The sequence below is a fragment of the Devosia psychrophila genome, from assembly GCF_000971275.1.
Taxonomy (GTDB): Bacteria; Pseudomonadota; Alphaproteobacteria; order Rhizobiales; family Devosiaceae; genus Devosia; species Devosia psychrophila.
On the sequence record NZ_LAPV01000138.1, the window covers coordinates 1 to 23,220 of the forward strand.

At 61.0% G+C, this 23,220-nt stretch carries 22 protein-coding genes; 5 read left to right on the forward strand and 17 right to left on the reverse strand.

Annotated elements, in window-relative coordinates; all coding sequences use genetic code 11:
• Window positions 1-593: 593 nt before the first annotated feature.
• Entirely contained in the window at window positions 594-2,486 is a 1,893-nt protein-coding gene (uvrC, locus tag WH91_RS14795) for an excinuclease ABC subunit UvrC (RefSeq protein WP_052952858.1), read from the reverse strand.
• Window positions 2,483-3,265 (reverse strand): SDR family oxidoreductase, encoded by a 783-nt coding sequence (locus WH91_RS14800; protein ID WP_052952859.1) that lies wholly within the window; start codon window positions 3,263-3,265, stop codon window positions 2,483-2,485. Before WH91_RS14800 ends, uvrC begins: the two co-directional genes overlap by 4 nt.
• Window positions 3,266-3,461: 196 nt before the next feature.
• Between WH91_RS14800 and WH91_RS14805 the strand changes: the two genes are divergently transcribed.
• Entirely contained in the window at window positions 3,462-3,782 is a 321-nt protein-coding gene (locus WH91_RS14805; RefSeq protein ID WP_046171788.1) for a hypothetical protein, read from the forward strand.
• A 75-nt stretch (window positions 3,783-3,857) separates the two neighbouring features.
• Window positions 3,858-4,778 carry a DMT family transporter gene (locus tag WH91_RS14810; RefSeq protein WP_046171789.1) on the forward strand — a complete coding sequence of 307 codons (921 nt, stop codon included), beginning with the start codon at window positions 3,858-3,860 and terminating at the stop codon, window positions 4,776-4,778.
• Between the two features lie 173 nt (window positions 4,779-4,951).
• On the opposite strand, the gene WH91_RS14815 is transcribed toward WH91_RS14810, so the two are convergent.
• The 3 genes from WH91_RS14815 to WH91_RS22705 all read right to left on the reverse strand — a co-directional run bounded on the left by WH91_RS14815 (window position 4,952) and on the right by WH91_RS22705 (window position 6,488).
• Complete coding sequence (locus tag WH91_RS14815) at window positions 4,952-5,347, reverse strand: DUF2177 family protein (RefSeq protein WP_248305824.1); 396 nt, start codon at window positions 5,345-5,347, stop codon at window positions 4,952-4,954.
• A gap of 123 nt (window positions 5,348-5,470) precedes the next feature.
• Window positions 5,471-5,959: an SH3 domain-containing protein gene (locus WH91_RS14820; protein ID WP_158409576.1), complete on the reverse strand. Its 489-nt coding sequence runs from the start codon at window positions 5,957-5,959 to the stop codon at window positions 5,471-5,473.
• A gap of 106 nt (window positions 5,960-6,065) precedes the next feature.
• Window positions 6,066-6,488 (reverse strand): MarR family winged helix-turn-helix transcriptional regulator, encoded by a 423-nt coding sequence (locus tag WH91_RS22705; protein WP_052952861.1) that lies wholly within the window; start codon window positions 6,486-6,488, stop codon window positions 6,066-6,068.
• A 144-nt stretch (window positions 6,489-6,632) separates the two neighbouring features.
• On the opposite strand from WH91_RS22705, the gene WH91_RS14830 reads away from it, so the two are divergent.
• The 3 genes from WH91_RS14830 to hemH all read left to right on the forward strand — a co-directional run bounded on the left by WH91_RS14830 (window position 6,633) and on the right by hemH (window position 10,471).
• Window positions 6,633-7,532, forward strand: coding sequence for a LysR family transcriptional regulator (locus tag WH91_RS14830; RefSeq protein ID WP_046171791.1), 900 nt, complete (start codon window positions 6,633-6,635; stop codon window positions 7,530-7,532).
• A 152-nt stretch (window positions 7,533-7,684) separates the two neighbouring features.
• Window positions 7,685-9,331, forward strand: a complete 1,647-nt coding sequence (locus WH91_RS14835; RefSeq protein ID WP_143078204.1) for a HoxN/HupN/NixA family nickel/cobalt transporter — start codon at window positions 7,685-7,687, stop codon at window positions 9,329-9,331.
• Between the two features lie 114 nt (window positions 9,332-9,445).
• Window positions 9,446-10,471, forward strand: a complete 1,026-nt coding sequence (gene hemH, locus WH91_RS14840) for a ferrochelatase (protein ID WP_046171807.1) — start codon at window positions 9,446-9,448, stop codon at window positions 10,469-10,471.
• 163 nt (window positions 10,472-10,634) lie between these two features.
• Here the strand turns inward: hemH and WH91_RS14845 are convergent, their stop codons facing one another.
• The 12 genes from WH91_RS14845 to WH91_RS14900 all read right to left on the reverse strand — a co-directional run bounded on the left by WH91_RS14845 (window position 10,635) and on the right by WH91_RS14900 (window position 22,811).
• On the reverse strand, window positions 10,635-11,360 hold the full coding sequence (locus WH91_RS14845; RefSeq protein ID WP_046171792.1) for a FadR/GntR family transcriptional regulator: 726 nt from the start codon (window positions 11,358-11,360) through the stop codon (window positions 10,635-10,637).
• Between the two features lie 68 nt (window positions 11,361-11,428).
• Window positions 11,429-12,628, reverse strand: coding sequence for an aminotransferase class V-fold PLP-dependent enzyme (locus WH91_RS14850; RefSeq protein WP_046171793.1), 1,200 nt, complete (start codon window positions 12,626-12,628; stop codon window positions 11,429-11,431).
• 1 nt (window position 12,629) lies between these two features.
• Window positions 12,630-13,523 carry an ABC transporter permease gene (locus WH91_RS14855; RefSeq protein WP_046171794.1) on the reverse strand — a complete coding sequence of 298 codons (894 nt, stop codon included), beginning with the start codon at window positions 13,521-13,523 and terminating at the stop codon, window positions 12,630-12,632.
• Window positions 13,520-14,449, reverse strand: coding sequence for an ABC transporter permease (locus tag WH91_RS14860; protein ID WP_046171795.1), 930 nt, complete (start codon window positions 14,447-14,449; stop codon window positions 13,520-13,522). The genes WH91_RS14855 and WH91_RS14860 overlap by 4 nt, the downstream gene beginning before the upstream one ends.
• A 178-nt stretch (window positions 14,450-14,627) precedes the next feature.
• Window positions 14,628-16,385, reverse strand: coding sequence for an ABC transporter ATP-binding protein (locus WH91_RS14865; RefSeq protein WP_046171796.1), 1,758 nt, complete (start codon window positions 16,383-16,385; stop codon window positions 14,628-14,630).
• A gap of 156 nt (window positions 16,386-16,541) precedes the next feature.
• On the reverse strand, window positions 16,542-18,146 hold the full coding sequence (locus WH91_RS14870; RefSeq protein ID WP_046171797.1) for a peptide ABC transporter substrate-binding protein: 1,605 nt from the start codon (window positions 18,144-18,146) through the stop codon (window positions 16,542-16,544).
• Window positions 18,147-18,305: 159 nt separating this feature from the next.
• Window positions 18,306-18,659 (reverse strand): hypothetical protein, encoded by a 354-nt coding sequence (locus WH91_RS14875; RefSeq protein ID WP_046171798.1) that lies wholly within the window; start codon window positions 18,657-18,659, stop codon window positions 18,306-18,308.
• Window positions 18,660-18,710: 51 nt separating this feature from the next.
• The gene (locus WH91_RS14880) at window positions 18,711-19,220 is read right to left on the reverse strand and encodes a pyridoxamine 5'-phosphate oxidase family protein (protein ID WP_046171799.1); all 510 of its coding nucleotides are present in this window, start codon (window positions 19,218-19,220) and stop codon (window positions 18,711-18,713) included.
• 373 nt (window positions 19,221-19,593) lie between these two features.
• Window positions 19,594-19,956 carry a hypothetical protein gene (locus WH91_RS14885; RefSeq protein ID WP_046171800.1) on the reverse strand — a complete coding sequence of 121 codons (363 nt, stop codon included), beginning with the start codon at window positions 19,954-19,956 and terminating at the stop codon, window positions 19,594-19,596.
• A 72-nt stretch (window positions 19,957-20,028) separates the two neighbouring features.
• A complete protein-coding gene (locus WH91_RS14890; RefSeq protein WP_046171801.1) occupies window positions 20,029-20,223 on the reverse strand; it encodes a hypothetical protein in 195 nt (64 codons plus the stop codon).
• A gap of 89 nt (window positions 20,224-20,312) precedes the next feature.
• The gene (locus WH91_RS14895; RefSeq protein WP_144408377.1) at window positions 20,313-20,738 is read right to left on the reverse strand and encodes a hypothetical protein; all 426 of its coding nucleotides are present in this window, start codon (window positions 20,736-20,738) and stop codon (window positions 20,313-20,315) included.
• 123 nt (window positions 20,739-20,861) lie between these two features.
• Complete coding sequence (locus tag WH91_RS14900) at window positions 20,862-22,811, reverse strand: P-loop NTPase family protein (protein WP_046171803.1); 1,950 nt, start codon at window positions 22,809-22,811, stop codon at window positions 20,862-20,864.
• Window positions 22,812-23,220 lie beyond the last annotated feature (409 nt).

The window sequence follows — 23,220 nt, forward strand, 5'->3', positions numbered from 1 at the left end:
GTGAGGCAATCGCCTCGCCACCAAGTCGGGATTTGTCGTGGGTTGGGATCGTGCTGGCCATTATCGCAGACCAGCGCGCCCGATTTCCCCGCACGCAACAGGAGCGACCTCCCATTCCCGGCAGTCTTCACGCTCGTCACTCGTCATGACTAGCTCTGTTGTGAAGATGGGGTGGAGTATGCGGGATAGCATGGCGGGCGGGGATAAGTATTTGAAGGATGCTGGACGGGGTTCCCTCGCCGCTCTGGGGAGAGGGTGGGGTGAGGGGCGGGATGCTGGGACCTGTAGCCCTTTTCCGGCATCCCACCCTTCACCAGGCGCTTTGCGCCGACCTCTTCCCGGAGGGGCGAGGTGATCAGTATCACCAAACACGGTGTCATCCCGGCGGAGGCCGGGATCCATCCCGAGATGGCGTGGTAGCCGCAAGGTAGCTGTATTGGGCACCGCGATCTCGCGGCGTGGGTTGGATCTCAGGATGGGTCCCGGCCTTCGCCGGGATGACATTGTGGGTGGGAGATAGCGGTGTAGAACAGCAGCATTGCACCCTCACGGCGCTGCGCGCCGGTCAATCCCTGAGAGCCTGCGGCCGGTTTTCAGCTGCGGTTGAAGTGGTCGTAGACCAGCTGGGCCATGGCTTTGGAGATGGTGGGGACGGCTTCGAGATCGGTTAGGGAGGCGCGGCCGACGGCTTTGGCGGAGCCGAAGTGGTTGAGCAGGGCGCGTTTGCGGGTGGGGCCGATGCCTTCGATTTCGTCGAGCGGATTGCTTATCTGGTCTTTCTTGCGCTTGGCGCGGTGGGTGCCGATGGCGAAGCGGTGGGCCTCGTCGCGCAGCCGCTGGACGTAGTAGAGAACTGGATCGCGATGGGGCAGCATGAAGGCTTCGCGGCCTTCCATGAAGAATTTTTCGCGGCCAGCGTCGCGCTCCTCGCCCTTGGCGATGCCGATGAAAATAACTTCCTTCTGCAAGTTCAACTCGGCGATGACGCCGCGCACGGCGCTGAGCTGGCCGGCGCCGCCGTCGATGAAGACGACATCGGGCCAATCCGGCATGCCGGTGTTTTCATCTTCGGCGTCGTCGTCGCTGTCATTGACCAGGCGGGTGAAGCGGCGGGTCAGGACTTCGCGCATCATGCCGAAATCGTCGCCGGCGGAGATGTCGGACTTGATGTTGAAGGTGCGGTAGTGCTTTTTGGAAAAGCCCTCCTCGCCTGCCACGATCATGGCGCCGACGGCGTTGGTGCCGGAGATGTGTGAGTTGTCATAGACTTCGATGCGGCGCGGCGGCTCGTCGAGGCCAAAGCAGTTGGCAACGCCTTCGAGCAGGGTACGATTGGTTGCACCTTCGGCGAGCTGGCGGCCGAGGGCTTCGCGGGCATTGTTGAGGGCGTGATTGACCAGGTCGCGTTTTTCGCCGCGCTTGGGCTGTTCGATATAGACGCGGCGGCCGGCGCGGGTGGCGAGCGCCTCTTCCATGACGTCGGGTTCGGCGAGGTCATGGCTGATCAGAACGAGGCGGGCGGGGGTGCGGTTTTCGTAGAACTGGCCGATGAAGGCTTCTAGCACTTCGGCGTCGGTGAGGCTGGCGTCGGCGCGCGGGCGATAGGGGTAATTGCCCCAGTTTTGGAAGGCGCGGAAGAAGAACACCTGGACGCAGAACTGGCCGCCTTCGTGGTGGATGGCGAAAACGTCGGCTTCTTCGACGGTCTTGGCGGTGGCGTCGCCTTGGGACTGGACGAGGGCGAGGGCGCCGAGGCGATCGCGGATTAGCGCAGCGCGCTCGAAATCGAGCCGTTCGGCGGCCTTGGTCATGTCGGCTTGCAGATGGTTTCGCACGGCGCTGGATTTGCCGGAGAGGAACTGGCGGGCGTCCTCGACCAGCTCGCCATAGCCTTCGAGGCTAATCTCGCGGGTGCAGGGGGCGGCGCAGCGCTTGATCTGGTGCTGCAGGCAGGGGCGGGTGCGAGCGGCGTAAAAACTGTCCGAGCAATTGCGCAACAGGAAGGCCTTTTGCAGGCTGGCGATGGTGCGTCCAACGGCGGTTGCGGATGCGAAGGGGCCGAAGTAGTGACCCTCGCGACGACGGCTGCCGCGGTGCTTGGTCAGCTCGGGCGCCTCGTGATCGGTGGCAATCAGGATATATGGAAAGCTCTTGTCGTCGCGCAGCAGCACGTTGAAGCGGGGCTTGAGTCGCTTGATCATGTTGGCTTCGAGCAGCAACGCTTCCGACTCGGTCTCGGTGCGGACGAATTCCATGCTGACCGTTGCGGCGATCATGCGCTGCAGGCGGACTTCGAGACCATCGGGGCGGGTGTAGTTGGTGACCCGAGCCTTGAGATTACGCGCCTTGCCGACATACATGACTTCGCCGGCCGCATCGATCATGCGGTAGACGCCAGGGGCGGCGGGCAGCGTGCGGACGAAGCTGCGAATGGCTTCGGGGCCGCTGACTGTCGGCAAATTGTTGGGCGTGGCTTCGTTGGTCATGCGCGGGGCGTGGGTTTGCTCTTTGGCAGGTATTCCAGATGTTCGCCGCCATCGAGCGCGAGCATCTGGCCTGTCATGGTCGGCGTGTTGAGCAACATTATGACACCATCGGCGATGGCGTCAGGCCCGGCGTGGCGCTGCAAAGGAAGTGCGGCAATGGATTTGTCGAATTCGGCCTGGCTTTGGCGCGAATGCGGCAACACCGGGCCAGGACCGATGGCGTTGACGCGGATGGCGGGCGCCAAGGACTGGGCGAGCGTGCGGGTGGCAGTCCAGAGCACGGATTTGGAGAGGCTGTAGCTGAAGTAGGCCGGCGTCGGATGCAGCACGCGTTCGTCGACGAGGTTGATGATGTTGCCGTCAACGCCTTCGGGGAGCTGGACGGCAAAATCGCGGGCGAGGAAAATCGGCGCCTCGGCGTGGATGGCGAAATGCTGGTCCCAGAGCGCTTCATCGACATCGCGGGCGCTGTCGGGATCGAACATCGAGGCGTTGTTGATCAGGACCGTGAGGGGGCCGAAATGGCTGGCCGCCTTGGCAACGACGGTGGCACGCTGGGTGCGCTTGGCAAGGTCTGCCTTGAGCATTTCTGCCTGGCCGCCATTGGCGCGGATGTCGTTGCGGACCGCGCGGGCGCCTTCGGCATTGCCGCGATAGTGGATGATGACCGCATGGCCGGCTTGGGCGAGTTTTTTGGCGATGGCTGCACCAATGCGGTCGCCGGCTCCGGTGACCAGAGCGACGGATGGGGCAGAGGTTTGGGCGGTACGATTCGACATGATTTGCGTGGGCAACCTTTGGGGGATCATAGGCCGTTTTGGCGGCTTTCTTCAATGCTTTGGCACGCTGGATTAACCCGGCCTGCTGACAGGTTCAGACAGTAGCTCTGTCCTTTTGTTGCCTGGAGTTCGGGCGTAGGCTCGTCGTGTCGCTGCAGAGCTGGGGCCCTGCCGACATTTCATGAGGGGGAATCAAATGGAAGTCATCCTGCCTATTCTGATCCAGCTTATTGCCGGCGGTGCTGGCGGCAACATTATCGGACAAGTCGTCAAATCACTCAATCTCGGTACTGCCGGTAATTCGATCGTCGGCGCGGTCGGCGGTATTGCAGTCACGTGGCTGGCGGGCATGATACCTGGCCTCGGCGGGCTGGTTGGTGCCGCGGCGGGTGCTGCCGGTACAACCGGCGGTGTGGATTTTGCAGCGCTGGCAGGTCAGGGCGCGACCGGTCTGGTGGGCGGCGGCATTCTGACAGCGATCGCCGGACTGATTAAGTCGAACATGGCCAAGGCCTGAACTTTTCGATAAAGCTTCGGGCGCCCCGGCTGTACATAGCTGGGGCGCTTTATTGTTCAGCCGATTGCACCCAATATGACCTCGCTCGCCAGTGATACCCGCGTCGACAATATCGGCCGGGCGATCCTGCTCACCATCATCACCATTGGCGTCTTTGGCGTGCAGGACGCGATGTCCAAGACGCTGGTGCAGACCTATTCGCCTTTCCAGATCACTATGATGCGCTACTGGGGCTTTGCGCTGTTTTCGCTGTTTCTGGTAATGCGGCAGGCGCCGCTGCGTCAGGCGCTGAAATCGAAAGTGCCGGTATGGCAGTTTGTGCGCGGGGCACTGCTTATCATCGAGATTTGGTGCTTTGCGCGGGCGCTGCAAAGCGTGCCGCTGGGTGAGTTGCAGGCGATCTCACTGGTCTATCCGCTGCTGGTGACGCTGTTTGCTATTCCCATTCTTGGCGAGAAAGTCGGCGTGTTCCGCTTCGTAGCGGTGGGCGTTGGCTTTATCGGCGCGCTGGTGATCGTTCGGCCCGGTGGGCTAGCGCTGGATTTGGGCGTGGGCTTTGCGCTGATGTCTTCGGTGCTTTACTCGATCTATATCGTCATCACCCGCAAGGTCAGCGGCATGGATAGCGCGGCGACCAGCATGGCCTATACGGGCATCGTCGGACTGGTGCTGTCGAGCGCCGTTGGCATTTTTTACTGGCAGCCGATGGGTTGGGGCGATGTGCTGCTATTGCTGGCGATCGTGGTCACGACCTGTCTTGGGCATGGGCTGATGATTTTTGCGCTGTCGATGGCGCCGGCAAGCACGGTACAGCCGTTCAACTATTTCTCGCTGCCGTGGGCGATTGTGCTGAGTGCGGTGGTTTTCAATGAGTGGATTGATCCGATATCGCTGGTGGGCGCGGGGATCATCGTCGCGGCAGGACTTGTGGTGATGGCGCGGGAGCGGATGCGGAAGATTGTGGTGCCGCAGGAGGTTGTGACGGGGCCCGATTGAGGGGGAGGTTTAGGAGTCCAAGCTTACACTAAGCGGGTACCCCCGCCTGGCCTCCCCCTGATGAGGGGGAGGAATTCTATCCAGTTTTTGGCTAGATTGAGGGCGAACACCGGCCGGATTCCTCCCCCTTTCAGCGGGAGGCTAGGTGGGGGTATTCTTTCTTGCGCTCTCGCTTACGCGAAAAACTTCGCTATCCAGACGCTGCCGGCGGCGCTGGCGGCGGTTAGGGCTGTGCCCCAAGCCATGTCTACCATGGCGACGGCGGGGGTGAAGCCGTTGACTGTGGAGAGGTTGGTAAGGTCGTAGGTGCCGTAGGCGACGAAGCCGAGCACGGCGCCGTAGATCAGGGCTTTGACCACATCGCCTTCGGCAGGGGCCGCGACCAAGATGACGACGCCGACGAGGTAGGCCAGGTAGAACAGGCCGGCGATGACCAGATTGGGGTTTGGCAGCAGCAGGCTACCCATTTCCTTCTGGTAGAAGGTCTTGCCCATAGTCGAGAGCCAGATGAAATCCAGCGGGAAAAAGATCACGGCGGCGGCTGCGTAAAGGATCAGGTATTTGGTCACGGTATGGCTCCACGCCGGAATGATGAGAACTATACGCGTCATTCCAGCGAAAGGATCACAGGCCACTTTGATGAGCCGGACCAAACAAAAACGCCGCCCCGAAGGGCGGCGCTGAATAGTGGATTAGTTGCCGGCGCAGAAGTAGCCGTTCGGGCCATTGAAGCAGACGCTGCCGCCGCCGTTGTTGTAGCCGGGATAGCCGGGGTTGTAGCCGTTATCGTAGCCAGGCCAAGGCTGGGGCTGCGGGCGTGGCGGGCGTGGATTCCAGTGTGGCGGACGCGGTGGGCGCGGATTGTTCCAGCCGGGGCCGTTATCCCAACCCGGACCATTGTCCCAACCGCCGCCGGGGCGACCGCCACGATCGAGATAATTGGCCGAGACCCAGCCATCGGGGCCGCGCTTTTCGATAAAGCACCAGCTACCGCGGCACTGCACGACTTCGACCTGTTCGCCGCGACGCAGCACGTCGACCTGGCTGTAGCCAGTGCCTGGGCCCGAGCGGACGTTGACGTTGCCGGTGGCGTAAGCGGGGGCGGCGAAAGCGGCGCCAGCCGTCGCCAGAAGCGCCAGGGTTGCCAGGCCGCCTGCCATGATCTTCTTGCTGAAATCCATGTTGATCTCCTTCATCTGTTGGGCATTGCTGCCTGTTGATGTGGAGATAACCATTTCCCGGATGAACGGCACCTGAATGCCCTCTTCAGGTTTGTTGAGAATCCGTTCACAGGTGTAACAGGTCTACAAAACGTTTGAGGCGTTCGCCGAGTTTCTTGCGCTGCTTGGGCTTGAGTTCGCCCATCAGGGCTTCTTCGAGCTGGGCCCAATGTTCGGCCAGGCCGTTGCGAATGCGGGTGCCGCGTTCGGTCAGGGCGACGCCGGAGGCCAGCTCGGGACCGACGGCCTGGCGGGTAACAAGGCCACGGTCGAGCAGGCGCGACAGGCGGGTGGTCAGCGATATTTCGGTTAGCCCGAGCTCGGCGGCGAGTTCGACCTCGGTGGTACCGGCACGGCCCAGCTCGAAAAGGATGGCATCGTCACCGGGTTCAAGACCGCGCTCCAGCAATGGCTGCAACAGCGCCTGATGCGCAAGTTGCCCGGCTTCGATGAGCCTATAGAGCGTGGAACGGGATGAAGGTCTGGCCATGGGTGGGAAAATAGTCCGAACTCCTTGGGCGCGTCATTGACCATCCCATCCTATCGTTAATCGTGGAGGGACCAAGGCCGGTTATTGTTCAGCCAGCGCACATGAGTTATGCACTTATTACGATGATTTCGTGAACGGAACGCCATGACGCAGGACCTCGCCCGGATACGTGCATTCGTTCAAGTGTTTGATTCCGGCGGATTTTCGGCGGCTGCGCGGCAGCATGGGCGCTCCAAAGCGCTGCTCAGCAAGTATGTGACCGATCTCGAGGATTATCTTGGCGTGCGGCTGATGAACCGGACGACGCGCAAGCTGAGCCTGACCGAGGCGGGCGAGGCTTATTACCGCGAGGCCAGCGCGCTGCTGCAGCAGTTGGATGATCTGGACGCCACGATTACTGACCAGACGGCGGAGCCGCGGGGGATGTTGCGGGTTTCGGCGCCGCGCAATTTCGGCGAAACGACGCTGGCGCCGGCGATTTACGAGTATCTCAAGAAGTATCCGAAGGTGACTTTGGATCTGCGGCTGGAAGATCGCTACGTCGACTTGGTGGACGAGGGGATCGACGTAGCGCTGCGGATTTCGACGCTGGCCGATTCCTCGCTGATCGCCCGCAAGATTGCCGACATGCATGTGGTGGTAGGGGCGGCGCCAGAATTGCTCAAGCAGTTTGGTACCCCCAAGCATCCCGAAGATTTGCGGCAGTTGCCCTGCATCATCGACGTGAACCTGCAGGGGCAGTCCAACTGGCGGTTCGTAGAAGACGGCAAGACCATCTCGGTGCCGGTAAATGGGCCGCTGAGGGTCAACTCACCTCTGGCGGCGCGCAAGGCCGCGATCATGGGTCTCGGATTTGTCGTACTGCCGTCCTATCTGGCGGAGCCGGCAGTGTTCAGCGGGGAACTGGTTCCCGTGCTGACGGACTTCCTGCCGACCGGCCAGACGCTGCAAGCGGTGTATCCGCATCGCCGGCATCTGGCGGGAAAGGTGAGGGCGCTAATCGATCATCTGGTTGATTGGTTTGCCACGCATCCCATCCATTAAGGGAGTGTCGATATTCGCGTGATGTCGGACTGCAAAGTGCAGCGTTCCGCGCTTCCGGTGGTCACGTACCGATATACGCTCCGCTCCCGTTGTCGAACACTATCCTCTTCGCCTCGCCCTGACGCGACTCTCAACACTCCCTGGTGCCCCACTTGAAATTCACTTCTTCCCGGCTCCGTATTGCGGCGGCAGTTTTTGGCTTGCTTGGCCTGGCGACGCCGGCGATGGCGCATCCGCATATTTTGATCGATGCCAAGGTCACGGTGGTGTTCGACGATGGCGGGAATGTCATCGGGCTCAAGAATGAGTGGACCTTTGACCGGGCGTTTTCGGCCTGGGTGGTGCAGGGGCTGGATACCAATGGTGACCGGGTGACTAGCCCCGAGGAACTGCAGCCGCTGGCCGACGAGAACATGAGCGGGCTGGCCGAGTTCGGGTTTTACACTTTTGCCGGTTCGTCCGATGACCTGATGAGCTTCACGCCGGTCGGCGACCAGCGCATGGTCTATGAGGGTGAGCGCACGACGCTATCCTATTCGCTCAAGGCGACGACGCCGCGGCCGGTGGGCGCGGCTTTCGAGCTGGGGGTTTATGACCCCGAATATTACGTCGCCATCGGCTTTGCAGGCGTTGCGGACGTGACGCTGGAGAACGCGCCGGCGGCTTGTGGCGTGCGGCTCGATCCGCCCAAGGAGATGAGCGACGAGCTGCAGACGCGGCTTTTTGCGCTGGGCTCGGAAGTTACGGAACTGCCGCCCGAGCTCGCGGCGGCGATGCGCGGCACGCAGGGCATGATCGTGGTCAGTTGTGACGGCAGCCTGCCCGCCGCGCCGCATGTGGACGCGACCAATGCGCTGGATGCGGTCAACCAGGTGGCGGAAGCGCGGGCTGTGTTGCCGTTTGGCGGGCCGCCGCCGGAACCTGGCCTGAACCTGCCGCGGACCGGGTTTTTCGGCTGGCTGCAGACGCAGCAGCGCGACTTCTACTTGGCGATGAATACCGCTCTGGGCGCGCTGAAGCAGGACTGGACGGCGTTCTGGCTGCTTGGGGGCCTGAGCTTTTTGTATGGCGTGTTCCATGCGGCGGGGCCGGGTCACGGCAAGGTGGTGATCTCGTCGTATATGCTGGCCAACGAGACGCAGCTTCGGCGGGGGGTGACGCTGAGCGTGATTTCGGCATTGCTGCAATCGCTGGTGGCAATCGTGTTCGTGATGATTGCGGCGGGCGTGCTGGGGATGACCAGCATTGCCATGGGCGACATGGCGAACTGGATCGGCATCGCCTCATACGCTCTGGTGGCGCTGCTCGGCCTGTGGCTGGTGGCGCGGAAGGTGTTTGGCGGGGGGCATCAGCATCACCATGAGGATATGGCGCATAAGGCGCACGAGCACCTGCATGGGCATGAGGGGCATAATCATGGGCATGAGCATCACGATCACGACGATCATGGGCATGCGCATGTGGTGACGCCGCAGGCGGCGGTGGGCAGTTTGCGGGAGCAGATTGGCGTGGTGCTGGCGGTAGGGATGCGTCCATGTTCGGGGGCGCTGGTGGTGCTGGTGTTTGCGCTGTCGCAGGGTGTGCTGGCGGCAGGCATCGCAGCGGTGCTGCTGATGGGGCTGGGGACGGCCATCACGGTGTCGCTGCTGGCGACGATTGCGGTGACGGCCAAGGGGCTGGCGCGGCGGATCGGCGGGGCGGACAATCCGGTGACGGCTGCGGTGGTGTGGTGGGTGGAATTGCTGGCGGCGGTCGGGGTGCTGTGCTTTGGCGTGTTGCTGTTGATTGCGAGTTTGTAGCGGTCGCGGCTCGAGTGGATCACTTCGACTGGCGCGACCCATCGCCGCCTTGCAGATGATGGAGGAGGGGTTATGGTGCCCGCCAGCCTAGAATCCCTCCAAATTGGCGCTATCATGTCCGACTTCCTTCCGCCCGATCATCCTGCCGTGCTGCCCCAGAAGATCGGCGTAGTGCTGCTTAATCTCGGTACACCGGACGCTACCGATTATTGGAGCGTGCGGCGCTATCTGAGGGAATTCCTCAGCGATCAGCGCGTTATCGAGGCGCCGAAGTGGCTGTGGTGGCCGATCCTCAACCTGGTGATCCTGACGGTGCGGCCGCAAAAGAGCGGCCATGCCTATGAGCAGATCTGGGACAAGGAAAAGAACGAAAGCCCGCTGCTGGTGATTACGCGCGACCAGAGCGAGGCGCTGGCTAAGCGCTTGGCGGGCCATGACAATGTCATGGTGGATTTTGCCATGCGCTACGGCAATCCGTCGACGCAGAGCGTGCTGGAGCGGATGCAGGCTGCAGGGTGCACCAAGTTCCTGCTGGTGCCGCTTTATCCGCAGAATTCGGCGACGACGACCGCCACGGCCAATGACAAGGCGTTCGACGTGTTCAAGACGATGCGCCGGCAGCCCGCCGTGCGCACCATGCCGGCCTATTTCGAAGATCCGAAGTATATCGAGACGCTCGCGCATTCGATCCGCGATGGCGTGGCCGCGCTGGATTTCGTGCCTGACGTGGTGATCACCAGCTATCACGGCATGCCGGTGACCTATCTGGAGCGCGGTGATGTCTATCATTGCCAGTGCTACAAGACGACGCGACTGGTGCGAGAATATCTGGGCTGGGACAAATCCAAGCTGATGGTGACGTTCCAGAGCCGGTTCGGGCCGACCAAGTGGCTGGAGCCCTATACCGACAAGACGCTGGAAGCCTTGCCGGGCAAGGGCGTCAAGAAGGTGGCGATTTTGGCCCCGGCGTTTTCGGCGGACTGCATCGAGACGCTGGAAGAAATCAACATGCAGGGCCGCGAAACCTTCATGGAAGCGGGCGGCGAGAAGTTTGCGTATATCCCGTGTTTGAATGCCAGCCCCGGTGGGATGGACATGATCGAGGATATGGTGCGGCGGGAGCTGCAGGGCTGGCTCTGACCAGTCGCAATTCAGCTGATGCTGGCCTGCAAATACCGGTGCTCTGCGCTTCCGGTGCTCACGTGCCGACGCACGCTCCGCTCCGGTTCTCGAGCACCGCCATTTTCGTCTCAGCCTGAGCTGAATATCGACCGGTCATAGTGCGTCACACGCAGACAAAAAGTCAGAGTAGCCGGCCGCCGTCGATGATGGCGCGGACTTCGATTTCGACGCAGTCGAGGATGCTGTTGATGGCGGCTACGGCGGCGGGGATGTCGGTGGCGAGGATGGCGTCGGCGAGGTCGCGGTGCATCGGGAACGAGCCGAGGCCGAAGTTGTCGGCGGCGTAAGGCGAGGAGCCGCCGCGCTCGAGGGCGTGGTCAAGGTTGCGCAGCAGTTGGCCATACATCGGATTGCCCGAGGCGTCGTAGATGGCGCCGTGGAAAGCGTGGTCGGCCTTGCGCCAGGGGCGGCCGGCATCGACTTCGATCAGCAGGGTTTCGCAGAGTTGGGTGATCTGGCGGCGCTGGCTGGCGGTGGCGTTGAGGGTGGCCTTGCGGACCACGTCGTTTTCCAGCGTGCGGCGGATTTCCATGAGCCTCAGCAGGGCTTCGCCCTCGAGGCGGACCATGGTCGGGACAAGGCCGCGCGAGGTCTGCACGCGGGCTGAGAGATAGGTGCCATCGCCACGGCGGCGGCGGATGATGCCGAGGCCTTCCCAGCGGTTGAGCGCTTCGCGGATAGTGGAGCGACCGACGCCCAGGGTTGCGGCGAGGGAGACTTCAGGCGGCAGGCGATCGCCGATGTTGAGGCCGGAGCGCTCGACCATATCGGCAAGCGCATCGAGCACCGCTACTCCACGAGTGCGGGTTTCGAGCGGCTCGAGATAGCTCAACGCCCCTTGTGTCACTGCGCCTTGTCCTCTCCGGATGTCGTCACCGAGACACACATCATAGTTTGCCTGATTTGTCAGCCTTGCTACGCGGTACGGCGGTTTGCGGCGGCGTTGAGGCCGAGCAGGTCGGTCAGGGCTTCGAGCAGCAGGTCCATCTGGGGCTTGGAATTATAGCCCTGCACCGACAGGCGACAGATGCAGGTGTCCTGCCATTTGAAGACCGGGATTTCGATGCTGTATTTGTCGTAGAGATCGAGCTTGAGCTGATCGGTATCGCAGTCCGGGATTGGCATGGCAACCATCTGGGGCGCACAGAATTCGGGGGCGCTGATCGGCGCGAGGCCGGTCAATTCGCCGAGGCGGCGCGCGGTATCCTGGGCCAGGGCCTGGCAATGGGCCTGAACGCTGTCCCAGTCATTGTCGCGGCGATAGTCGAGCGCGGCGGTGACGGTGAGCCATGGGGCGGGGTCGCGGGTGCCCTGGATTTCAATTTCGTCGATAAAGGGGGAATTGCCGAAGGCGCCCCTGGCACCGGGTTGCTTGGATTCAGCCGTCCAGCCGTGGGAGATAACCAGCGGGTTGAGCAGGCCTTGCACTTCGGGACGGGCATGGAGGAAGGCCGAGCCCTTGGGGGACATCATCCACTTGTGGCAATTGCCGGCATAGAAATCGGCGCCGAGGGCGTCGAGGTCGAGCTTGATGTGGCCGGGGGTGTGGGCGCCGTCGATGACGCTCCAGATGCCGCGCTTGCGGGCTTCGGCGATCGAGCGCTCGATGGGGAACAGCAGCGCCGTGGGCGAGGTGATGTGGCTGAGGAACAGCACTTTGGTGCGGTCGGTCATGCCGGTGATGATGGTGTCGGTGAATTGCGCTTCGGTCAGCAGGGGCAGCGGCACCTTGACCACGACGATCTCGGCACCGGTCTTGCGGCAGACATAGGCCCAGGTTTTTTCCAGTGCCGAATATTCGTGGTCGGTGGTGAGGATCTGGTCGCCGGGCTTGAGGTCGAGCGACTGGGCGACGATGTTGAGGCCGGTGGTGGCGTTGGTCAGGCCGACGATGTTGTCCTGGGTAGTGCCGAGTTCGGCGGCCAGCGCGATGCGAGGCTCGCGCAACAGGTCGGTCAGCCGGCGGCCGAGGAATTCGACGGGCTGGCCTTCAAGTTCGAGCTGCCACTCTTGATATTTTGCAAACACGGGACGGGGGCAGGCGCCGAACGAGCCGTGGTTGAGGAAGACGACGTCCTCGCGAATGAGGAACTGCCGGGCGAGATTTTCGGACACTTCAGCGGCCTTTCAAGGTCGGGTCGAGGGCATCGCGCAGGCCGTCGCCGAACAGCGTCGTTGCCAGTACGGTGATGGCGAGGGCGGCGGTCGGGAACACGGCGAGGTGCCAGTAAAAGAACATGAAATCGATGCCCTCGTTGATCATCTGGCCCCAGGTCGGCGTGGGCGGCGGAACACCGATGCCGAGGAAGCTGAGGCTGGCTTCGAGCATCATCGCGAGGGGTATGGCGAGGACGAAGCCGACGATGATCGAGGAGATCGAATTGGGAATGAGATGGCGGCGGATGATGTACCAGGGCGAGGCGCCGAGGGCCTGGGCGGCGCGGACGAATTCCTTTTCGCGCAGGGCTTTGACCTGAGCGCGGACGAGGAGGCACACCTGGACCCAGCCGAACAGCGCGGCGATCAGCAGGATGGTGAAATAGCCGCCGCGGGTGAGGGCGCCGAGCAGCATGGCGGCAAGCAGGGGCGGCACCACCGAGAACAGCTCGATGACGCGCATGATAAACCAGTCGGTCTTGCCGCCGAAATAGCCGGCCAGCGCACCGAGAGGAATGCCGATGAGGATGCTGAACAGCGCCGCGGTGAAGCCGATGGTCAGCGACACGCGAGAGCCGTAGATGATGCGGGTGTAGAAATCGCGGCCGAGATTATCGACACCGAACCAGTGTTGCGCCGAGGGGAAAGCAAGGGCTTCGGTGAGGAAGCTCTGGGCATCGGGATTGCTCGGGGTGATCAGCGGGGCAAAGATCGCCATCAGTATCAGCAGCAGCAGGATAGTGCCGGCGACGATGGCAGCCTTGTTGCCGATGAAGCGCTGCCAGGCGAACCACAGCGGATTGCGCTGGCGATAGGCGGGCGGCACGACGACGGGGGCGAGTTCGACGGTCATGGCTCGCCTCCGACGCGAATGCGCGGATTGATCAGGGCGTAGACGATGTCGCTGAGCAGGTAGGCGATGCAGTACATGAAGGTGATCATCAGCATCAGCGCCATTTCGAGCGGATAGTCGCGGCCCTCGATGGAGGAAACGAAGTAGGCGCCGAGGCCCGGTACGCGGAACATGGCTTCGACGAAGATGGAGCCGGTGGCGGTGCCGATGAACATGGGCAGGAAGACGGTGACCAGCGGAATGGCCGAATTGCGCAGCACATGCTGGAACACGATGCGGCGTTCGCTGAGACCCTTGGCGCGCAGGACAGTAACGAACTGCTTGTTGAGGGTGTCGAGCATGGCCGAGCGCGTGTAGCGGGCATAGGTGGCCAGCGGGATCAGCGCATAGGCGGTGATCGGCAATATCCAGCGCTCTGGCTTGCCCCAGCCGCTGGCGGGGAGCCAATTGAGCCAGACGGCGAACACCAGGATCAACAGCATCGAGGTGACAAAGACCGGGATGGTGAGGCCGAGGGTTGCCACCGTGGAGGCGAGGTAGTCGATCCAGGTGTTGCGATTGAGCGCGGCGGCCATGCCAAGCAGGATGCCGAGTGGGGCGCCGATGAGCACGCCGAGGCCGCCGAGCACGAGGCTTGGGACCCAGGCGCGGGACAGCAACTGGGTGACGGTTTCGCCGGGGCTTTGATAGGGCACGCCGAAATCGAAATGCAGCACGCCCCACATGTAGCGGGTGTATTGCACCCAGAGCGGCTGATCGAGTCCAAGATTGGCCATCATCTTGTCGCGCACGGCCTGGGAGACCGGCATGTCATTGGCGTCGAACGGACCGCCGGGGATGGCGTGCATCATGAAGAAGATGATGAGCGAGACGATGATGAAGGTGACCGCGACGGAGACGAGGCGGCGGAGGATGTAGCCGATCATATGTGGGTCCCCTCATAGATTGGGGCTAAACGGCCCCCCCACCTAGCCTCCCCCGCCAGGGGGGAGGTACCGTGTGGTGGTTGTGATTCTATTGTGCCAAATCCGCCCGACGGCACCTCCTCCCTTGAGGGGCAGGCTGGGTGGGGGGTGGTTTGGGCGAGATACATCATCATCTCCCTCATGTCGTCACGATCGCTTCGACGCGGTGGCCGGGGGCGATGGTGATCAGGCGGGGCGTGGCGTTGGGGGCGAGGCCGGTCTGGATGACGGTGTAGCGGGGGGTGGCGGCTTCGAGTTGTTCGGCGGCAAGGAAAGTGCGCTCGCGCTTGTCGCGCGGATTTGTTGCCGGGATCGCGTCGAGCAGGGCGCGGGTGTAGGGGTGCTGCGGGTCGGAAAAGATGCGCGCGGTTGCCGCTTCCTCGACGACGCGGCCGCGATGCATGACGACGACGCTGTCGGTGAGGGATTTGACGGTCGACAGGTCGTGGCTGATGAACAGGATGGAAAGACCCATTTCGGCCTGAAGTTCCTTGAGCAAACCGATGATTTGCGCCTTGACGGTGACGTCGAGGGCGGAGGTGGGTTCGTCGGCGACGAGCACTGTGGGGCCCAAAATGAGGGCGCGGGCGATGGCGACGCGCTGGCGCTGGCCGCCGGAAAGCTCGTGTGCGTAGCGGTTGCCGAAGCTGCGTGGCAGGCCGACGCGTTCGAGCCAGGCGAGGGCATTTTCGGTCTGTTCGCGGGCGGTGCCGACACCATGGATGTGCAGCGGCTCGGCGATGATCTGGGTCAGCGTCATCATCGGGTCGAGGGCCGAATAGCTGTCCTGGAAGACAATTTGCATGCGGCGACGGAAGCTTTTGAGAGCGTCTGGCCCGAGCCTTGAAATGTCGGTGCCGTCGACGAGGATCTGGCCGGCGGTCGGGTCGGTGAGGCGCATGGCCATCATGCCGGTCGTGGTCTTGCCGGAGCCGCTTTCGCCGACGAGGCCGACGATGCGGTTGCGGGGCAGGACGATATCGACCGGGCGGACGGCGTGGAAATCGCTGTAGCTGTTGAAGATGCCCTTGCGGCGCTTGATGCGGTAGGCCTTGGCGAGGCCGCGCAGTTCCAGCGCCGGGGCGGTGGCACTGTCGTCGCCGCGCGAGGGCTCGAAGCTGGCGTTGAGGCTGGCGAGCAGGGCCTTGGTGTAGGCGTGCTGCGGCGCGTCGAAAATCTGCTGCACGGGGCCTTCTTCCATGACCTCGCCGCCATACATGACCAGCACGCGATCAACCGTTTCGGCGATGACGCCGAGGTCGTGGGTGATCATGATCAGCGCCATGCCGAACTCGGCCTGGACCTTCTTGATGAGCTGCAGGATCTGCGCCTGGATGGTGACGTCGAGCGCGGTGGTCGGTTCGTCGGCGATCAGCACCTTGGGCCGGCAGGACAAGGCCATGGCGATCATGGCGCGCTGCAGCATGCCGCCGGACAGCTGGTGCGGATAATATTGGAGGATATCGCGGGCGTTCTTGATCTCGACGCGCAACAGCAACTGTTCCGCCTCGGCGAGGGCTTCGCGCTTGCCGACTTTTCGGTGCGACATGATGGTTTCGGCGATCTGGTGACCGATGCTGAAGACCGGGTCGAAGGCGGTCATCGGGTCCTGGAAAATCATCGCGGCGGAGCGGCCGCGCAGGCGGGCCAGGTCTTCCTTTCCGGCCCTCATGACGTCAATGCCGTCGAGCTTGATGGACTTGGCGCTGACCGTCGCGGTGGCTGGCAGGAGGCGGAGCAGGGCGCTGCAGGACACCGATTTGCCGGAGCCACTTTCGCCAACAATGCCGAGGCTTTCGCCTTCGTTGACCGAAAAGCTGATGCCGCGGACCGCGTCGATCTGACCGCCATACTGGCTGAAGCTGACCCTGAGATCTTCAATTTCGACAAGGGGCATAGGCGTCCTGAGTTTGTATCAGTCGTCACCTCCCCGTTTTGGGGAGAGATCAAGGTGGGGATGCACGAGCCCGAATATCGGGGCTTTCGCACCCCCACCCAACCTCCCCCGTCACGGGGGAGGTGCAGAGCGGCGCGTGTGGCGCGACTTTGGCTTCTACTGCTTCGTCAGATGGGTGAAGAAGTAATGGGCCAGGCGATCGAGCGGGGTGAAGCCCAAGGCGTTGGGCTGTGCGGCATCGCCACCGAGTTGGTCGGAGATGACGGCGATAGTGACGGGGTGGACGAGCGGGACGATGAGGCCCTGCTCGATCATGATCTGCTCGGCTTCGCCGTAGAGCTTGAAGCGGGTATCCCAGTCGCTTTCGCTATCGGCCTTGGCGACCAACGCGTCATATTCCGGGATGTGGTAGCCGTGACGGCCGCCATTGTAGAAGATGCCGTAGAAGTTGGACGGATCGAGATAATCGTATTCGTAGGGCGCGATGAAGATGTTGTTCTTCTTGGTGCGCAGGCCATCCATCCACTCGGCGCCGGGCAGGACGCGGATGTTCATGGTGACGCCGAGGACTTCCTTGAACTCGGCCTGCAGGTATTGCGCCATGGGCGGGACGATGGCGCTGTTATAGCCGCCTTCTTCGCGGTACCAGATTTCGATTTCCGGGAAGCCTTCGCCGTTCGGGAAGCCGGCATCGGCCATGAACTGCTTGGCTTTTGCGGGATCGAACACGGCTTCGGCAGCGATATCGGCGTTGTAGCCGGGATAGCCGGGCGGCAGGATCGAACCGGCCGGAATGGCGATGTCCTTGAGCACGGTGGAGGTCAACTCGTTACGGTCGACCGCATAGTAGAAGGCGCGGCGGACGTTGACGTCGTTGAACGGGGCCGAGTCCAGATCGTAGGAAATATACGAGGTGGCGAAGACGGCGTTCTTGCGGATGCCATCGGGGTAACGCTGGGTCGCGACTGGAACCTGGCCGGTATTGAGGAAGGAATAGTCGGCATCGCCGGCGAGGAAGGCGGGCAGGCCGACTTCAGGAGCGCCGAGCGTCGGATCGATTTCGAGGCGGTCGATCTGGGCCTGCCAAGGACCGGTGTAGGTATCGGACTTGGTGAAGACGACGGAGTTGTTCGACTTTTCCCAGCTCTCGATTTCGAATGGGCCGGAGGAGACGATGCTGTCGACGTTGACGGCCCAATCGTCGCCGAGTTCATCGACCTTGTGCTTGGGAACCGGGTACCAGAGGCTGGTGACCGACGGCAGGTAAGGCTTGGGCGCGACGGTGGTGACTTCGATCGTCAGGTCGTCGACGGCCTTAAGACCTAGGGTCGACACGTCGGCGGTGCCTTCGGTGACTTCCTTCCATCCCTTGATGCCGCCGGCAAAATCCCAATACCAGGCAAAGTCATAGCCGGAGGTTGCGGCACGCTGCAGGGCGAAGACATAGTCGGTCGCGGTGAGCGGCACGCCATCGGACCAGACGAGGCCGGGACGCAGTTTGAAGGTCCAGGTGAGGCCATCTTCGGACTGGCTCCAGCTTTCGGCCGCCATCGGCGTCAGCTCGAATTCCTTGTCGAAGGTGGCAATCGGGATCTGCAATAGTTCGGCGAAGGTGGCGCGGTCATAGACCGTTTTCATGTAATCCATATAGGTGCCGGACGTGGACTGTCCGGGCGCCACGACTGTCGTCTGGGCGAGTGCCGGTATGGTCAAGGCCGTTGCGACAGCCAGCGCCCCGGCGATTTTGAGCAGTGAATTCATTGCAGTGTCCCTCCTTGCTAAGCCAATTCAATTCCCTCAGAAATCGGCCAATGCCATATGTCTGACAAATGAAATGAAGCTTGGCAAGTCGGGCTGTGGAAAGTCTGCCCAATGACGTGGCACTAACGTGTGACGGCAATCATTTAGGCAAATACGGTGCTACCAGCCGGGGCCGGCGAAGTCGGGTGGGGTGACGTTGACCAGGCCACGGCCCACTATGCCGTCGCGGCGCACCCAGCCGGTATCCGTAATGTGGCACCATTTTACGGCATTGCGGCCGCTGAGGGGATAACCTGCATCGCCGAAGGAGCCGTAGCGGCTGTCGCTGTCGACCTGGGTGCATTCGTCGATGGGGATTTCGGTGCCGTCGGCGATGCGGCCTTGTACGGCGGACGCCTCATGCGGGGCGGCGTGGATGGCGATATTGCCGCCGGCGACGCGGGCGTTGATGGTCATTGCCATGGCCGGCGTGGTGGCCACGAGCAGGGCCGCGATCATGAGGGGCTGGCGCATGGGAACTCCGTTTTCAGTCCCAATGCGCCAGCGGCGTGGCGGTTTCAAGCCCTAGAGCTTGACCTCGGCATTGTCGCCCAGCTTGGGGGCGGCGCCGGTGACGGCGGCGAAGGCCATCTTGGCGGTGGCGACGAGCTTGCTGGGGCTATCCCAAAGTTCGGCGTCTTCGGGAATGACGGTGATCAGGCGGATGGAGGGGTCGTTTTCGTCGTCCCACCAGGCGCGGTCCATGTCGCCCCACAGATCGGTGATCTTGGCGCGGTCGTTGCTGAGCAGGGCCTTGCCTTCGACGACGACGTATTTCCAGTTCGAATTATCGGCCCAGGCGAGCGACACCCAAGGGAATTGTTCGATCTCGTGGTTCTTGGAACCCTCGACATCGACCAGGAAATAGATCGCGTGCTCTTCGCGCTTGACGCGGGCGGAGAGGGGGCGGCTGCGCTGGCGCTCGCCATCCCAGGTGGTGAACATGCAGATGTCGATTTTCTCGGCCAGTTCCCAGATGCGCTCGCGGGCTTCCTCGGGGGTCTTCTTGCTGTCGTCCGAATGTTCCTTGGCCATTTTTTGAGCTCTCCTGCTGTTGGGCACGTGGAACGGGTGGCACGAGAAAGAAGTTGCGCGGGATATTTTTGCGGCGGCTGTGATCCAAACTGCGAAAAGCGCCGCCCGGCCAGATGGCGTCGCGGTTTCACGTAACGGGCGGCCTTTGGCTCTACCTAGTTAAGTCTATGGGAGCCAAGGGCCGCCCGTCACGATCCGGGTTCTAGGCAGGTTTGGATCGTACGCACCGTTATTGCAGATGCGCACGCCAGATTTCCCCATGCCCACGTGGGCGCCCCCACAGCCGGTCTTCCTGCCTGGCGCCGCGTAAGCACCATGTGACAACAGGAATGCACCAAGAATGCCACGCCGCAGTGGGGGCGGGGATAAGTTTTCAGCGCGAGGCTTTTCCGAGCGCGAAGATGTTATCCCGATTGCTCGCAATACCGCTCTCGGTGAGGTGGAAGTAGCGCTCTTCGAAGGCGGTGCTGGCTGCCGTCAGCCGCGCGGTAAACAGCACGAGGTCGCTCTGGGTCATCGGGGTCACCGGATCGATCCGGCTGAAGCGCTGCAGCCCCGGCTCGTGTCCAAACAGCCGGTTGGCCAGCGTGACCAGACGGTTGCACAAGGCCACAGTCGACGAACCGAGCGGGCCGCCCGGCTTGACGTGACGAACATAGTTCAGCGCGGCAACATCCTTGGAGAAACGGTTATAGGCGACGATGGCGCGCTGGCTGAGATGGGGCTTGGTCGACATGCTGGGTCTCCGGTGTGAAACCGGGAAGGATAGCAGGGTGGTGACGGGTGGGGATAAGCGGGAGAGACGGCGCTACTGGCGGATGGTCAGGGTGTTGGTGTCGCGGATGATCACCAGCTCATAGGGCCGGCTCAGGCGGTAGCGGCCATATTCCGGCTCGAACTCGGCAAAGCGGAAACCGGCCTCGGCCATCTGGCTGGCTTCGGCGAGGGTGAGGGGGAGTTCGCGCGTGGTGCGATTGGCGAGTTCGGTGGTGAAGCTTAGCATGATGGACTCGACGGGTTGTGTTCCTGTTTTGTTCTAATGTGGGTTGAGGTGGGAGTCGAGGGGGTGGCGATCACAAGTCTTGTTCGCGGTTAAAATGAGGGCTGCGCCGGGACGTCGTCGGGCGGCGACTCCAGATCATCCCAGGTGGGGGTGGTGGGTTTGAGTGGGTCGAAAGCGGCATCATCGGGCAGCAGCGTCGCGGGGTCGGCCGAGAGATTGATCAGGCCCGGGCCCATGACCCAACCGACGCCGCGCAGCAGGCACCAGTCATCGGTGCCGGGGGCAGAGAATTTGGTGCCGGGGGCGGTGTTTTGCGTCGCGTCGCTGGTGCAGCGTTCAACCGTCACGGTGGCGCCGGTGGGCGGATGGCCGGTGACCGCAGCGCCGGCGTCCGGGCTGGCATGGGCGGTTGGTTCGCCGGAGATGGTGGCGGTGCGGGCGGCCAAGGCCGGGGTGGCGAGGAGGAGCAGGGGGAGGATGAGCAGGGGGCGTGGGCGCATGTGTGCGCAAGTCAACCAAGTCAGCAGGCGGTGCAGCGGCCCAATGCGACAGCTTGTACTTCGCGGCAGTGTCACTCCGGATCGACTAACGCAAAGAAGCTGCTGATAACTGCAATTTGAAATTGGCACATTGCTGACTTATCGCATCCAACGTGCCTTGAATCCTCGTCGAACGTTCAACATGTTTCTAAAAGTGTCAGCGGTTGGAAGATGGGTTTTCTGACCGTCTTCGCCATAAACGTACGACGCAAACGTGTGGAAGAACTCCAAGCGAGATTTGGAATCCCTCATCCTAAACCTTAGCTGGTCCAATTGGTCGACGGCGCCCTTAGTCCGAAGTCCCGTCACATATGCCATTTCCTCTAGATAGGCTGGATTAGTAAGCGCCAATTCCAAATGAACGGTCCCCGACGGCGTGCATCCAACACGGGACTCGATGCTAATTTCCTCCTCTGCGCCGTCAAAGCTTTCTACTAATCTAAACTCGAAGAGATGCTTGAGAATTCGAATAATGTTTTCCCTACTTGCTCCAATCTGTTCGAAATGTGCCAGCAATTCTATAACCTTGACGTAGCGGTCTTCCACGGTTGAGGATGCTGCTTTGATCGCGTTGAGGTGATCCAATAGGTACAGTCTAATGAGCGGACTCTCCGGACTCAGCGGATCCACCGAAAACAAATTAGCTACATAACTACTAGCGGTCTCCGTAAATCGATCATAGTTACCAATAAGAAGCGCCTTTATGACCTTATTGTAATCGACATAGAGATTGTCTTGTTTCGCAATATATATTTTGAACAAATCGTCTATTTTGAAAGAATGAGACAGCAATATTCTTTCCGCTATCTCCAGAATTCTTCTAATTTCGAAATTTGCTAGGGCTCCTACTAAGGCCGTTACGTCAGTCGATGTGAGGAACGCTTTCTCAACGATCTCGGCAAAAGCTTGAAGATTTTTGATGGAGATGCGTATGCCCTTGCCAGCGAAATACTCACCAGAATTTTTTTCATCAGCAGCTATTATGTCTCTGACGAATTGTACTCTTTTTCTAATAATTGCTGTGGGGTCCGGAACGGGCAAATAGAAGGTATGCGAAACTTCGGACTGAATCGGTCCCGCCTTAGAGAGGCGCCAAATTGACCGATCTGTTATCGGTACAATTCCAAAAGAAGTTACTGCCTTTCTTAAAGCCACTGCATACTGAAAAACGAGATTCTGGGTATCTGAAGGGAACTGATCCGTGTTGTCATAGATAATGCACGAGAGTTTTTTTCTAGAATTTGAGAACTGCCGAAGCAAATCTAGAACGTATTCTTGCGGGTGATCACGCCTCATGCTCTCGACATGTTCGCCAAATTTATTCTTGAAAGCCACTTTGTCGGTTTCATACAAGTCTTTAAATGTCGCTCGGCTCCAACGCTGGTACGTGGAAAAGAACAGGCCCTGATAGTCGCCAGTATTTCCGACGCCCTGATCATCATCAAAAACATGGCGTTCCAAAGATTCTATAAGTTCCAGCGACATCCAGCGTTGAATGTCGGTAACTCCGCCGGGATACGCTGATACGTCGATAACACAGACCGCGCATTCGTCTCTTATAATAGGTGACAAGACGTGAGAGAAAAATCGGTCTATGAACGTCGACTTTCCGGACCCTTTGTTTCCGACGATTAGTACTATCTCAGACCTTTTATTCTTAATTACATGCTTAAGTTCCTCAACCAGCTGCTCGCCGTGTTTCGTATCTAGAGATCTTATGTCATCTGTTAATTGCGATACGATTCTTTCTAGTTGATTGCTGGCTTCGACACTCTCTCGCGAGTCGACAAAACACTGACGCATCATCTCAGCATTGTCCGACGACATCTTTGAGAAGAATTCTCTAAATACGCCGACCAAGTCTCGGGCTAGTTCCGATCTCTGACCGAGAACGCCCTCCTCGGGGTTCTTGATATAGAAATGATGCTCTGCCGGATTCCCTCGAACCCCCTCCGCCTTGTTAATTTGCGCTAGAGCATTGCCGTTCGTAATTCCGTAGTGCGATAGCAAATCGAAGAAAATCGCAAATTGGGCGGCGACGGCATCCAAATTAGGAAATACGATGGCCGTACCCTGCGATGCGTCAAGGCCATCTGTGCGAAGAGCCCGGAAAAAAATTCAAGCACTTCCGTCTGATATGCATGCCACCGGGGTTCCTTTACTAAGGCAGTACCCCGTAGCTTGCTCGATTATTTTTGCCAATGGCTTTAATACTGGTCCGCCAAGCTGATAATGGCTGAATTTTAGATCGGTAGTACCGAGAGGTAAGGCGGATGATTTCTTGGCCTCGACAACCGCAAGCGTCCTGCCGTCGACCCCGTGTAGAGTGTAATACCAACGGCGCTCACGATTGACCGGTGTGTGCCCATTCACGCATGCCGATCGATGTTATGGTTGTCGGCTGGTCGACGAGATTTCGCCATGCCTGACAAGCGGCATCGATGATGGCGTCGTAGGT

What these genes read in the sequence shown, in the direction of transcription:
- uvrC (WP_052952858.1), bottom strand. Translation starts at nt 2,486, where the DNA reads ATGACCAACGAAGCCACGCCCAACAATTTGCCGACAGTCAGCGGCCCC.
- WH91_RS14800 (WP_052952859.1), bottom strand. Translation starts at nt 3,265, where the DNA reads ATGTCGAATCGTACCGCCCAAACCTCTGCCCCATCCGTCGCTCTGGTC.
- WH91_RS14805 (WP_046171788.1), top strand. Translation starts at nt 3,462, where the DNA reads ATGGAAGTCATCCTGCCTATTCTGATCCAGCTTATTGCCGGCGGTGCT.
- WH91_RS14810 (WP_046171789.1), top strand. Translation starts at nt 3,858, where the DNA reads ATGACCTCGCTCGCCAGTGATACCCGCGTCGACAATATCGGCCGGGCG.
- WH91_RS14820 (WP_158409576.1), bottom strand. Translation starts at nt 5,959, where the DNA reads ATGGATTTCAGCAAGAAGATCATGGCAGGCGGCCTGGCAACCCTGGCG.
- WH91_RS22705 (WP_052952861.1), bottom strand. Translation starts at nt 6,488, where the DNA reads ATGGCCAGACCTTCATCCCGTTCCACGCTCTATAGGCTCATCGAAGCC.
- WH91_RS14830 (WP_046171791.1), top strand. Translation starts at nt 6,633, where the DNA reads ATGACGCAGGACCTCGCCCGGATACGTGCATTCGTTCAAGTGTTTGAT.
- hemH (WP_046171807.1), top strand. Translation starts at nt 9,446, where the DNA reads ATGTCCGACTTCCTTCCGCCCGATCATCCTGCCGTGCTGCCCCAGAAG.
- WH91_RS14855 (WP_046171794.1), bottom strand. Translation starts at nt 13,523, where the DNA reads ATGACCGTCGAACTCGCCCCCGTCGTCGTGCCGCCCGCCTATCGCCAG.
- WH91_RS14860 (WP_046171795.1), bottom strand. Translation starts at nt 14,449, where the DNA reads ATGATCGGCTACATCCTCCGCCGCCTCGTCTCCGTCGCGGTCACCTTC.
- WH91_RS14865 (WP_046171796.1), bottom strand. Translation starts at nt 16,385, where the DNA reads ATGCCCCTTGTCGAAATTGAAGATCTCAGGGTCAGCTTCAGCCAGTAT.
- WH91_RS14870 (WP_046171797.1), bottom strand. Translation starts at nt 18,146, where the DNA reads ATGAATTCACTGCTCAAAATCGCCGGGGCGCTGGCTGTCGCAACGGCC.
- WH91_RS14875 (WP_046171798.1), bottom strand. Translation starts at nt 18,659, where the DNA reads ATGCGCCAGCCCCTCATGATCGCGGCCCTGCTCGTGGCCACCACGCCG.
- WH91_RS14880 (WP_046171799.1), bottom strand. Translation starts at nt 19,220, where the DNA reads ATGGCCAAGGAACATTCGGACGACAGCAAGAAGACCCCCGAGGAAGCC.
- WH91_RS14885 (WP_046171800.1), bottom strand. Translation starts at nt 19,956, where the DNA reads ATGTCGACCAAGCCCCATCTCAGCCAGCGCGCCATCGTCGCCTATAAC.
- WH91_RS14890 (WP_046171801.1), bottom strand. Translation starts at nt 20,223, where the DNA reads ATGCTAAGCTTCACCACCGAACTCGCCAATCGCACCACGCGCGAACTC.